Below are 11,600 nucleotides of genomic sequence, written 5' to 3'. Positions count from 1 at the left end.
GGCCCTGACAAGGATAATCCGCCCCTCTGCGGCAGATGCGGGCTTGACCGTTTCGCCCGCCCGCCTATCTTGCCGGGCATGGAGGACCCCGTCGCCACCCATATCGCAGGATGCGCCGCCGGGGACCGTGCGGCGTTCCGTGCCCTCTATCGTGACACCTCGGCGAAACTTATGGGCGTGCTTCTCCGTATCCTCCGGGAACGACATGAGGCGGAGGATGCCTTGCAGGAGGTCTATACCAGGGTTTGGCTGCGTGCCGGGCGGTTCGATCCCGCCCGCGGCCGCGGCATGACCTGGCTGATCACCCTGACGCGCAACCTTGCCATCGACCGGCTGCGTGCCCGCCCGGCCGAGGATTTCGGCGACACTGACCCCGACACCGCGCCCGACCGCAGCCCCCGCGCCGAAACCCGGCTGGTGGCGATGGGAGAGGCGCGGCGTGTGGCCGATTGCTTTGCCACGCTGGAGGCCGACCGCGCCGCCGCTGTGCGCGGCGCCTATCTGGACGGGCTGTCCTATGTCGAACTGGCCGCCCGCCATGCGGTGCCCCTGAATACGATGCGCACATGGCTGCGGCGCAGCCTCCTTCGGCTGAAGGAGTGCATCGACGCATGACCGATCTTCCGCTCAGCCCGGCCGAAGAGGCCGATGCCCTTGCCGCCGAATATGTTCTGGGCGTGCTTGACCTGCCCGAGCGCATGGCGGTCGAGCAGCGTATGAAAACCGATGGCGCTCTCCGCGCGGCGGTGGAGGCGTGGGAGGACCGTCTGGCCCCGTTGTCAGAGGATTACGCCGAAGTTCCGGCACCGGATCACCTGAAGGCGATCGAGGCGCGGCTTTTTCCCGATCCGCCGCGCCCCGCGCGCCGTGCGGGTCTGTGGGGCTGGCTGTCCGGCGCTGCGGCGGCTGCGGTTCTGGGCGTGGCCGTTCTGCTGGTCCTGCCACCGGCCCCCCCCGAAGCGCCGCCTGTCATCGCCTCGCTGGCCGCGGCGGATGCGCTTGGGGTCGCCTTCGAGGTGCATCATGACGGCCGCGCGCTGATCCTGCGGCAGACCGCAGGGGCCGCGGCGGATGCGGACCACAGCTATGAGGTCTGGGCCATCGCGCCGGGCGCGGCTCCGGTCTCGCTGGGGCTGGCCGGGGCAGACCCTATCCCCGCGCCGCGCCCGCCTGCGGGCTGGACGCTGGCCGTTTCGCTGGAACCTCTGGGCGGCAGCCCCACCGGCGCCCCGACCGGCCCTGTCATCGCGGCGGGTGAGGTGGGCGTCTGATCACGGCTGCGTGATTTTTTCCGGCTGCTGAAACTCGGCCTTCGGGGCCTTCGTATCTCCGGGCATCAGGCGGGACAGTCCCGCCGGAACACTGGGAGAGACCAAGATGAAAGCGATCCGCATTGCTGCCCTTCTGGCCCTGACCGCCGCCGCGCCCGCGCTGGCCGAAAACCCGATGGTGGGCGGCGCACCGATGTTCGAGGACAAGAACATCGTCGAAAACGCCGTGAACTCGGCCGATCACACCACGCTGGTGGCCGCGGTGCAGGCCGCGGGTCTGGCGGAAACCCTGTCGGGTCCGGGCCCGTTCACCGTTTTCGCCCCCACGAACGAAGCCTTTGCCAAGCTGCCCGCGGGCACGGTCGAAACCCTGCTGAAGCCGGAAAACAAGGATCAGCTGGTCAAGATCCTGACCTGCCATGTGGTGGCCGCCAATGCGATGGCGGCGGACATCGGCAAGATGATCGCCGATGACGGCGGCATGCACACGATCAAGACCGTGGGCGGCTGCGAATTCACCGCGATGGAGAAGGACGGCAAGATCATGATCAAGGACGGTCAGGGCAATGTGGCCACGGTCACCATTGCCGATGTAAAACAGTCGAACGGCGTGATCCATGTGATCGACACCGTGCTGCTTCCGGCCATGTGATCGCAGAGGCAAGGCCCCGGACGGGGCCGGCCCATGCCGGTGCGCGCACCCCATGCCCCTATGGGTGCGCCAGGCAGCAGGCAGCAAACCCCCGTTCGGGGCGGCGGCGCGGGTCCTCTCCCCGCGCCGCTGTCTTTTGCGGGAGGGCGCTGGTCTCTCTGGTCCGGGATCCTGCGCGCTTGACGGGGCTTGTGGGCTTGCTTCACTCTTTGCGCATATTTTGAAGAGTGGAGGTTCGGGATGCGGATTTTGCAGGCATTGGCGGTTGCAGTGGCGGCGCTGTCGCCTTGGGCCGCGGGGGCGGAAGGACGGTCGATCATTGTCTTGGACGCCTCCGGCTCGATGTGGGGCCAGATCGACGGCAAGCCGAAGCTTGAAATCGCGCGGTCTGCGCTGGCCGATGTGCTCTCGGGCCTGCCTGCGGAAACCGAGATCGGGCTGATGGCCTATGGCCATCGTTCACGCGGGGATTGCAGCGACATCGAACTGGTGGTGCCGCCCGGGCAGGGCACGGCACAGGCCATCATCGACGCGGCCAATGCGATGAAATTTCAGGGCAAGACCCCGCTGACCGAGGCGGTGCGGCAGGCGGCGGGCGACCTGCGTTCGACCGAAGAGAAGGCGACCGTCATCCTGATCACCGACGGGATCGAGACCTGCGCCGCCGATCCCTGCGCCCTTGGCACCGAGCTGGAGGCGTCGGGCGTGGATTTCACCGCCCATGTGGTGGGCTTCGGCCTTACCGCGGATGAAGGCCGTGCTGTGGCCTGTCTGGCCGAGAATACCGGGGGTAAATACATTCAGGCCGGCGATGCGGGCCAGCTGGTCGAGGCGCTGAAGACCACTGTGGTTCAGGCCCCGCCCGAACCGCCCCCCGCACCGGAGCCGCCGCCGGCCCCTGCTGCACTGGAAAACAACGTCGATCCTGTGCTTTATCTGGTGCCCGGCGGCCCGGAGCCGGAAGAGCGTGTGCTGCGGGATGCCATCTTCAACTTCATCACGCTGGCCGCCGACGGCACGCCGACCGATCAGTCCTATACGATCTACGGCGGCACCACGGGCCAGCTCGCGCCGGGCAAATATCTTCTGCGCACCACCCTGCATGAGGCCATGGTCGAACAGGAGGTCGAGATCGGCCCGGCGTCCGAACTGTCGCAGCCCCTCGTGGTGATGGAGGCGGGCATTCTGGACCTGAAGGTTCTGGCGACCGAGGGCGGCACCCCCGATCCTGACGGGTTCTTCCAGATCGACGGGCCGGATGATGTGACCGAAAGCGGCTATGGTCAGGTCTATCGGGTGTTCCCGGTCGGGGAATTCGCGCTTCACGCCCAACTGGGGGCGGCCAAAGCCGATGATACGGTGGTGATCGAGGCCGGACAGGTGACGGTCAAGACGGTGGTTCTGGGGGTGGGGCTGGCGGTGGTCACCAGCTTTTATACCGAAACGCTGGCCGCCGGGGATGCCGGGCAATATGTGGAAATCCTGCGGGCCGAAAAGGATATCGAGGGCAACCGCGACTCCGTGGCCTACAATTACGGCGATGGCGTGCAGTTCGACCTGCCGCCCGGTGACTACGTGGCGGTGGTGGAGCTGGGCGGCACCCGGGTCGAGACGCCGTTCACCATCGCCACGGGCCAGCGCAATGATGTGAAGGTCCTGCTGAACGCGGGCGTCGTGGCCTTCGCCTTCCCGCAGGGCGGCTATGTCGAGGTGCTGTCGGCGGCGAAGGACATCCAGGGCAACCGCAGCGCCCATGGCTATGGCTATGGCCCCGAATGGCAGACCACGCTGCCCGCCGGGGATTATATCGCGGCGATGGACCTGAACGGCGCCCACACCGAAACGCCCTTCACCGTCAAGGCCGGAGAGCGGGTGGAACTGGCGCTGAAGTGACGGCAGGCCGCTTGACCTTGCCCCGGCCATGGCTTAGGTCGGGGCGCATGCGGGTGTAGCTCAATGGTAGAGCAGCAGCTTCCCAAGCTGAATACGAGGGTTCGATTCCCTTCACCCGCTCCATCCCCTCCCGCCGCAGATGTCTTTTTCCGCTTGCAGCCACGGCCGGTTGACGGGCTTGTCCCCGCGCGCCGCGCCGGCGGAGTTGGTCGTGATCATGTCGCCTGCAATCCGGTGCCAAGGCGGCCGTCGCTTTGATGGGCGGGTGCTTGCCGGGGGGGCGGCGGCGGGCCATGGCAGGCGTTGCGAAGCGGCCTGTCACGCTGATATTCCGGGGGCAGACCTTCACCAGAAAGCCTTCGTCCATGCGCGCGATCCTTGCCCTTCTTCTTGCCGCGGTTGCGGCCCCGGCCTCAGCCGAGATGACGGAGGGGCCGACCTCTTATCCATTCATTGGCCGGTGGGATTGCGAGGTGGGGGAATTCAGTTTCTCCGCCACCACCTATGACCCGGGCGAGGCGCCGATGGAGATTCTGGACGTGGCGCAGGATGGCCAGACCTATACGCTGACCTTTGCGGATGACTATCAGCTGTCTTTGGGCATGAACCCCGATGGCACGATGGCGTGGTTTTCGCCGGTCTCGGGCGACAGCTTCACCTGCCGCCCGCTGGACTGACCCGGCCTGCTCGGCTATCCCCGGGGCGACAGAACCCTGAAGGAGATTTCCATGTCGACCGAGATCAAGCGCATCGGCACCGGCCCCCGCATGTCGGAAGCCGTGTCCTACAACGGCATCGTCTGGCTGGCGGGGCAGGTGGGCAATCCGGGCGACAGCGTGGCCGATCAGACCCGCCAGTGCCTGGCCGAGGTGGACCGCATTCTGGCCGAGGCGGGCACCGACAAGACCCGTATCCTTTCGGCGCAGATCTGGCTGGCGGATATTTCCGCCTTTGCCGAAATGAACGCTGTCTGGGATTCCTGGGTGCCGCAGGGCCACACCCCCGCCCGCGCCACGGGTGAGGCGAAGCTGGCCGCACCGGAATACAAGGTCGAGGTCATCGTGACTGCCGCGCTGAAGTGATGCCGGCAGGACCGGCGGGCGAGGGTTTCGCCGTCCGGTCCTGACAGATTACACGCCCCGCAGCCGGGCCACGGTTGCGGGGATTTCCATGACATCCGTGCGCGTGCAGTCGAACTGGCCCACCTGCACCCGGATGACCAGACGTCCCCGGTGCCGCGTGGGCGTCAGGTAGATGCGGCCATCGTCGTTGATCGCCTCCAGCAGTGCCGCCGTCGCGGCTTCCTCCGCCAGGGCGAAGGTGAACAGGGACAGCGACGGCTCCGTCACGATCTCCACCCCGGGCTGTGCCCGCAGCGCGTTGCAGGCTTCGACGGCCCAGGCCACATGGTTGCGGATGCGGGCGCGTAGCCCCTCCAGCCCATAGGCGCGGATCAGGAACCACAGTTTCAGCGCGCGGAACGGGCGGCCAAGCGGCACCGTCCATTCGTTGAAATTCACGATCTCTTCGCGCCCCGCGGTTTCCAGATAGGCCGGGCGCAGGCCAAGGGTGCGGACCTGCGGCCCCGGATCGCGCAGGAACTGCACCGCGCAGTCGAATTGCGCGCCCAGCCATTTATGCGGGTTGAAGATCACCGAATCCGCGCCTTCGACTCCGGCCCAAAGGGGGCGGAACTCGGGGCAGATCATCGCCGATCCGGCCCATGCGGCATCGACATGGACCGGCAGGCCATGGGCCTTGGCCACGGCGATGCAGGCGCCGATCCGGTCGAAGGCCCCGACCGAGGTGCCGCCCGCGCAAAGGACCACGCCGCAGGGCCGGAAGCCTGCCGCCAGATCGGCGCGGATCGCGGCGTCCAGCAGGGCGGGGTCCATCGACAGGCTGGTGTCGGTCGGCACCTTCACCAGGTTCTCCTGCCCGATGCCTGACAGGCGCGCTGCCTTGTCCACGCTGGAATGCGTCTCGGCACTGGCATAAAGCCGCAGCCGGGGCATGCCGGACAGGCCCTTCACCAGCCCCTCATGCCCAAGCGCCTGTTCCCGCATGGTCAGCACGGCGGACAGGGTGGCGGTGGTCGCGCTGTCATGCAGCGTGCCGGTGAACCCCTCCGGCAGCCCCACGGCCTGCGCCAGCCAGCCGATCATCACCTGTTCCATCTCGGTCGCGGCGGGAGAGGTCTGCCACAGCATGCCCTGCGCGGCCATGGCATTGGCGAGCTGCGCCGCCAGCATCGAGGCGGGTGCCGCATTGGCGGGGAAATAGGCAAAGAACCGGGGATGCTGCCAATGGGTCATGGCATCGGGGACCAGCCGGGTGAAATCGTCCCAGATCGCCTCCATCGGTTCGGGTCCGTCCGGGGGCGTGGCGGGCAGGGCGCTTGCCACCTGTCCGGGCACCAGAGGGGCGCGGACGGGGCGGTCGCGCAGCCCGGCATGGTAGTCCCGCGCCCAGTCGGCCGCGCGTTTGGACCAGATGTTCAGCTCGTCATGGTTCATGTTGGCCTCTCCCTGCGGGGCAGAAGGTCATGGCGGGGCAGGCGCCGCAACCCCTGTCAAAGGGCGGCCTGCACCTTCTTCGGCAGGCTGGCGCGGATCAGCGCGTAGGAGGTGGCGATCCGTTCGGCGATCTCTTCCTCCGGGACCAGCCCCCAGGGCAGCCGCACCCAGCTTGCGTGGAAATAGGGTGCGCGTTCGGCCCGGCCCATGTCGATCAGCAGGCGGGCGGTGTCCACATCCGTGCATTTGACCGAAACGCCGTGACCTTCGACCGCGCCGATGACGGCGAAAAGCTTGCCCCCCACCTTCCACGCATCATGGCCGCCGCCCCACGGGTCTGACCATTCGGCCCCGGGCAGGGCGCGGCAGGTGGCGTTGACGAAGGCGCGGGGATCACCGGACATGCGCCATCCTTGCCGGAATCGCTTGGCGCGGCAACGGGAATGCGCTATCGCCAAGGGCATGACGACATTGCGCAACACCTGCATCTGCTGCATTACCCGCTGACTTCGGTCGCGCGGGCGCTTCGTCTTGTCCCCCAAGGAACAGCCGATCCCCCGCGCGGGCAACGCCTGCCGCGTGAGGACACCATGGTGACGATCCGCCTGACCAATTCCAAGACCCGCCGGAAAGAGGACTTTACCCCCCTCGATCCGAAAAACGTGCGGATGTATGTCTGCGGGCCGACGGTCTATGACCGCGCGCATCTGGGCAATGCGCGCCCCGTGGTGGTGTTCGACACGCTCTACCGGCTGTTGCGGCATGTCTATGGCGCCGATCATGTGACCTATGTCCGCAACTTCACCGACGTGGATGACAAGATCAACGCTGAGGCCCTGCGCCGCCAGCAGGCGGGCGCCCCCGGCACGCTGGAAGAGCTGATCCGCGGGCGCACGGAAGAGACCATCGCCTGGTATCACGCCGATATGGATGCGCTTGGTGCGCTGCGCCCGGACCATGAGCCGCGGGCGACGGAATATATCGGCCCGATGGTGGCGATGATCCAGACGCTGATCGACGGCGGCCATGCCTATGCGAAAGAGGGCCATGTCCTGTTCCGCGTGCGGTCCTACAAGGACTATGGCGCACTGTCGGGGCGCAGCGTGGATGACATGATCGCGGGCGCAAGGGTCGAGGTGGCGCCCTTCAAGGAAGACCCGATGGATTTCGTCCTGTGGAAGCCGTCGGATGACGCGCTGCCGGGATGGGACAGCCCCTGGGGCCGCGGCCGCCCCGGCTGGCACATCGAATGCAGCGCCATGAGCCGCGAATTGCTGGGCGAAAGCTTCGACATCCACGGCGGCGGGCTGGACCTGCAATTCCCCCACCACGAAAACGAAATCGCCCAAAGCTGCTGCGCCCACCCCCACGGCGAATTTGCGCGCGTCTGGCTGCATAATGAGATGCTGCAGGTCGAGGGGAAGAAGATGTCCAAATCCCTGGGCAATTTCTTTACGGTACGGGATTTGCTGGACAGAAGCTATCCCGGCGAGGTGATCCGCTATGTCCTTCTGAGCAGCCACTACCGTAGCCCGATGGACTGGACGCATCGCAAGACAGTTGAAGCGCGGGCAGCGTTGTCGCGAATGTTCCTCATGCTTGGCAGCATGGATGATGACCTCTCGACTTTGGTCCCAGGGACCCCCCTTCCATGGATTGTCGAGGCCCTTTCTGATGATCTGAACACCAGTCTGGCTCTTTCGCTTTTGGCCCCGAAAGAAGTTGAGCAGCGTATCGGCAAGGCCAATGTCGGAGAACGGAAGGCCGACATCTATGCTTCGCAGCTTCTATTGGGCTTCGATGTAAAGACTTGGTACGAGCAACTCGCTAAAGACAGGGATTACCTTGCATTGATGGGGATTATTAAGGCTCGCGGAAAATCTCCTTTCGCGAATCTTTCGGTCCAGTTGACCGCTCTCTGGACCGAAGCAAAGGAAACAAAAGACTTTTCAAAGCTGGACGCGAAGAAAGCTGCACTCGCGTCGGTCGGGGTGGATGTTCTCATGGAGCGGAGTGGCATCCGCCTGATGACCGGCGCGGACTTCGATCCCGCCAAACTGGAGGCGCTTCTCTGATGGAACCGGCAGGCAGCGGGGGGCTTTCTGCCCCCCGGACCCCCCGAGAGTATTTGGGTCAAGAGGAAGGGGCAGGGGCGGCGTCCGGCAGGGAGCGGTTGTCGCTGTTCGACACCACCCTTCGCGACGGCCAGCAGACCCAAGGCGTGCAGTTTTCCTCGGCCGAGAAGGTACAGATCGCGCGGGCGCTGGATGCGCTTGGGGTGGATTATGTCGAGGGCGGCTGGCCCGGGGCCAATCCGACCGACAGCGATTTCTTCGCCGCGGCGCCGAAGCTGCGCGCGACGATGACCGCCTTTGGCATGACGAAACGCGCCGGGATTTCCGCCGCGAATGACGATGTGCTGGCGGCGGTGATGAATGCGGGGACGCCCGCGGTCTGTCTGGTGGGCAAGACGCATGAGTTTCATGTGACCACCGCGCTTGGCATCTCGCTGGAGGAGAACCGGGCGAATATCGCGGCCTCGGTCGCGCATCTGGTGGCGCAGGGGCGCGAGGCCCTGTTCGATGCCGAGCATTTCTTCGACGGCTTTCGCGCCAACCCCGATTATGCACTGTCCTGCCTGCGCGCCGCGCTGGACGAGGGCGCGCGCTGGATCGTGCTTTGCGACACCAATGGCGGCACCCTTCCGGCGGAGGTGGGGCAGGTGGTGGAGCAGGTGATCGCCGCGGGCCTTCCGGGCAACCGGCTGGGCATCCATTGCCACGATGACACCGGCAATGCGGTGGCCAATTCGCTGGCCGCGGTGCTGGCGGGGGCGCGGCAGATTCAGGGCACGCTGAACGGTCTGGGCGAACGCTGCGGCAATGCGAACCTTGTGACGCTGATCCCCACGCTTTTGCGGAAAGAACCCTTCGCCAGCCGGTTCGAGACCGGCGTGTCGGACGAGGCTTTGCGCGGGCTGGTGAAGACCAGCCGCATGCTGGACGATATCCTGAACCGGGTGCCCCTGCGCTCGGCCCCCTATGTGGGCGCCAGCGCCTTTGCCCATAAGGCGGGGCTGCATGCTAGTGCGATCCTGAAGGACCCCACTACCTATGAGCATATCGCCCCCGATGTGGTGGGCAACCAGCGCGTCATCCCGATGAGCAATCAGGCCGGGCAGTCCAACCTGCGCGCGCGGTTGGCGCAGGCCGGGATCGAGGTCGATCCCAAGGACCGGCGGCTGGCGCGCATCCTTGAGGGGGTCAAGGCGCGCGAGGATCAGGGCTATGCCTATGACGGCGCGCAGGCCAGTTTCGAGCTGGTGGCGCGGCGGGAACTGGGGCTCTGCCCGGAGTTCTTTGAGGTGAAGCGCTACCGGGTGACGGTGGAACGCCGTCGCGGCCCTGACGGGCGGCCGGTCAGCCTGTCGGAGGCGGTGGTCGAGGTGAAGGTGGCGGGGCAGAAGATGATGTCCGTCTCGGATTCGCTGGATGAGGAAGGCGCCGACCGCGGCCCGGTGAATGCGCTGTCCAAGGCTTTGGCCAAGGATCTGGGTCCCTATCAGGACGTGATCGACGATATGAAGCTTGTGGATTTCAAGGTGCGGATCACCCAGGGCGGGACTGAGGCCGTCACCCGCGTTATCATCGACAGCGAAGACGGGCAGGGTCGCCGCTGGTCCACCGTGGGGGTCAGCCCGAATATCGTGGACGCGAGTTTCGAGGCGCTGCTGGATGCGGTGCAGTGGAAGCTGATCCGCGATGTGGGCGCGCCCGCAGTGGCGGAGGCGTTGCGGTGAAAGCGTTTTTCGAGCTGCACCACGGCTTGCCGCGCGAGGCGCCGGGCGATGCGGAAAGCCTGGCTTGGGCGCTGGAGGTGGCGGGAACGCCTGCGCGCGCGCGTATTCTGGATGCGGGCTGCGGGCCGGGGGCTGATCTGGCGGTGCTGCGCGATCTGCGCCCGGGGGCGGCGCTGGTGGGGATGGACCTGCACGAACCCTTCATCGCGCGGGTTCGGGCGGATGTGCCCGAGGCCGATGCGGTGGTGGGCGACATGCTGGCGCCCGTGGGCAGTTTTGATCTGATCTGGTCGGCCGGGGCGGCCTATGGGCCGGGCGTACGGACGGCGCTGGCGGCATGGGCGGGGCATCTGCGGCCCGGCGGGGCGGTGGCCTTTTCCGATTGCCTCTGGCGCAACCCGCGGCCTGCGCCGCAGGCCCGCGCCTTCTGGGACCGCGACTATCCCGGCATGTGCGATCTGCCCGGCCATCTGTCCCGGCTGGAGGCCGCGGGCTGGCGGGTGCGCGGCGCGCGCTGGCTGGGTGAGGCGGCCTGGGCGGCCTATTACGGGCCGCTGTCCGAACGGGTGGCGGAACTGCGCCCCGGCGCGGATTCCGAACTGGCCGCCGTTCTGGACGCTACGCAGGCCGAGATCGACCTTTGGCGCGATCATGGCGGCGATTACGGCTATTACCTGACCGTGGCGGTCCCGGCATGAGCGTGGCGGAATGTGCCGCGCTGGTCGAACGCAGCGACCCGGAGCGGTATCTCGCCGTGATGGCGGCGCCGGTCTGGGCACGCGAAAGGCTGTTCCCGCTTTACGCCTTCAACCTTGAGGTGGCGCGCGCGCCCTGGGTCACCAAAGAGGCGATGATCGCCGAGATGCGCCTGCAATGGTGGCGCGAGGTGGTGGAGGCGGCCCCCGCCGGTCCAGACCGCGCGCATGAGGTGGCAGGCCCGTTGCAACGGCTGATCCGGGAGGCGGGGCTGCCGCTGCCGGTGCTGGACCGGCTGATCGCGGCGCGGCGGCATGATGCCTGGGCGGAGCCTTTCGTCAGCACCGCCGCGCTGGAGGAGTTTCTGGAAGACACCGGCGGGGGGCTGATGTGGCTGGCCGCCCGCGCCCTTGGCGCGCCGGATGGGGCGGAGGCCGCAGTGCGGGGCTATGGCTGGGCCTCGGGGTTGGCCAATTACCTGCGCGCGGTGCCGGAACTGGTGGCGCGGGGCAGGGCGCCCTTGCCCGAAGACGGGCTGGAGGCGGTGGCCGCCTTGGCGCGGCAGGGGCTGGTGCGGCTGGCTGCGGCGCAGGCTGCGCGGCGGACGCTGCCGCGCGGGGCGGCGCCTGCACTGCTGGCCGGGTGGCAGGCCGGGCCGCTGTTGCGGCTGGCGGCCGAAGATCCGGCGGCGGTGGCCGAGGGGCGGTTGCAGCTGTCGGAATTCGCCCGCCGGTGGGGCCTGCTGCGGCAGGCCTTCACCGGGCGCTGGTAAC

The 11,600-nt window shown here is 67.2% G+C and carries 12 protein-coding genes and 1 tRNA gene; 11 read left to right on the top strand and 2 right to left on the bottom strand.

The window, feature by feature from the left end:
- Positions 1–78 precede the first annotated feature (78 nt).
- The 7 genes from ACO2Q5_RS19225 to ACO2Q5_RS19195 all read left to right on the top strand — a co-directional run bounded on the left by ACO2Q5_RS19225 (position 79) and on the right by ACO2Q5_RS19195 (position 4,898).
- Positions 79–615, top strand: a complete 537-nt coding sequence (locus ACO2Q5_RS19225; RefSeq protein ID WP_423294028.1) for a sigma-70 family RNA polymerase sigma factor — start codon at positions 79–81, stop codon at positions 613–615.
- Positions 612–1,271 carry an anti-sigma factor gene (locus tag ACO2Q5_RS19220; protein WP_423294026.1) on the top strand — a complete coding sequence of 220 codons (660 nt, stop codon included), beginning with the start codon at positions 612–614 and terminating at the stop codon, positions 1,269–1,271. The genes ACO2Q5_RS19225 and ACO2Q5_RS19220 overlap by 4 nt, the downstream gene beginning before the upstream one ends.
- Positions 1,272–1,377: 106 nt before the next feature.
- Positions 1,378–1,923: a fasciclin domain-containing protein gene (locus ACO2Q5_RS19215; RefSeq protein WP_423294024.1), complete on the top strand. Its 546-nt coding sequence runs from the start codon at positions 1,378–1,380 to the stop codon at positions 1,921–1,923.
- A 240-nt stretch (positions 1,924–2,163) separates the two neighbouring features.
- Positions 2,164–3,816 carry a vWA domain-containing protein gene (locus tag ACO2Q5_RS19210; protein ID WP_423294022.1) on the top strand — a complete coding sequence of 551 codons (1,653 nt, stop codon included), beginning with the start codon at positions 2,164–2,166 and terminating at the stop codon, positions 3,814–3,816.
- A gap of 49 nt (positions 3,817–3,865) precedes the next feature.
- Positions 3,866–3,939 (top strand) — tRNA-Gly (locus tag ACO2Q5_RS19205).
- Positions 3,940–4,181: 242 nt separating this feature from the next.
- Positions 4,182–4,493, top strand: a complete 312-nt coding sequence (locus tag ACO2Q5_RS19200) for a hypothetical protein (RefSeq protein ID WP_423294020.1) — start codon at positions 4,182–4,184, stop codon at positions 4,491–4,493.
- A gap of 51 nt (positions 4,494–4,544) precedes the next feature.
- Positions 4,545–4,898 carry a RidA family protein gene (locus tag ACO2Q5_RS19195; protein WP_423294018.1) on the top strand — a complete coding sequence of 118 codons (354 nt, stop codon included), beginning with the start codon at positions 4,545–4,547 and terminating at the stop codon, positions 4,896–4,898.
- A 48-nt stretch (positions 4,899–4,946) separates the two neighbouring features.
- On the opposite strand, the gene ACO2Q5_RS19190 is transcribed toward ACO2Q5_RS19195, so the two are convergent.
- Both ACO2Q5_RS19190 and ACO2Q5_RS19185 read right to left on the bottom strand, forming a co-directional pair.
- Entirely contained in the window at positions 4,947–6,332 is a 1,386-nt protein-coding gene (locus ACO2Q5_RS19190) for a pyridoxal phosphate-dependent decarboxylase family protein (RefSeq protein WP_423294016.1), read from the bottom strand.
- A 56-nt stretch (positions 6,333–6,388) separates the two neighbouring features.
- Positions 6,389–6,736 carry an MmcQ/YjbR family DNA-binding protein gene (locus ACO2Q5_RS19185; protein WP_423294014.1) on the bottom strand — a complete coding sequence of 116 codons (348 nt, stop codon included), beginning with the start codon at positions 6,734–6,736 and terminating at the stop codon, positions 6,389–6,391.
- Between the two features lie 186 nt (positions 6,737–6,922).
- Between ACO2Q5_RS19185 and cysS the strand changes: the two genes are divergently transcribed.
- Genes cysS through ACO2Q5_RS19165 form a run of 4 tightly spaced genes read left to right on the top strand, consistent with a single transcriptional unit; the run spans position 6,923 to position 11,599 of the window.
- On the top strand, positions 6,923–8,407 hold the full coding sequence (gene cysS, locus ACO2Q5_RS19180; RefSeq protein WP_423294114.1) for a cysteine--tRNA ligase: 1,485 nt from the start codon (positions 6,923–6,925) through the stop codon (positions 8,405–8,407).
- The gene (cimA, locus tag ACO2Q5_RS19175) at positions 8,407–10,131 is read left to right on the top strand and encodes a citramalate synthase (RefSeq protein ID WP_423294012.1); all 1,725 of its coding nucleotides are present in this window, start codon (positions 8,407–8,409) and stop codon (positions 10,129–10,131) included. Before cysS ends, cimA begins: the two co-directional genes overlap by 1 nt.
- The gene (locus ACO2Q5_RS19170; protein WP_423294010.1) at positions 10,128–10,829 is read left to right on the top strand and encodes a class I SAM-dependent methyltransferase; all 702 of its coding nucleotides are present in this window, start codon (positions 10,128–10,130) and stop codon (positions 10,827–10,829) included. The genes cimA and ACO2Q5_RS19170 overlap by 4 nt, the downstream gene beginning before the upstream one ends.
- The gene (locus ACO2Q5_RS19165; RefSeq protein WP_423294008.1) at positions 10,826–11,599 is read left to right on the top strand and encodes a squalene/phytoene synthase family protein; all 774 of its coding nucleotides are present in this window, start codon (positions 10,826–10,828) and stop codon (positions 11,597–11,599) included. The genes ACO2Q5_RS19170 and ACO2Q5_RS19165 overlap by 4 nt, the downstream gene beginning before the upstream one ends.
- Position 11,600 lies beyond the last annotated feature (1 nt).

This window comes from Neotabrizicola sp. VNH66 (assembly GCF_049445895.1).
Taxonomy (GTDB): domain Bacteria; phylum Pseudomonadota; class Alphaproteobacteria; order Rhodobacterales; family Rhodobacteraceae; genus Pseudogemmobacter.
Note: the sequence above shows the minus strand (reverse complement) of the source record. Positions and strands in the feature narration are given on the sequence as shown.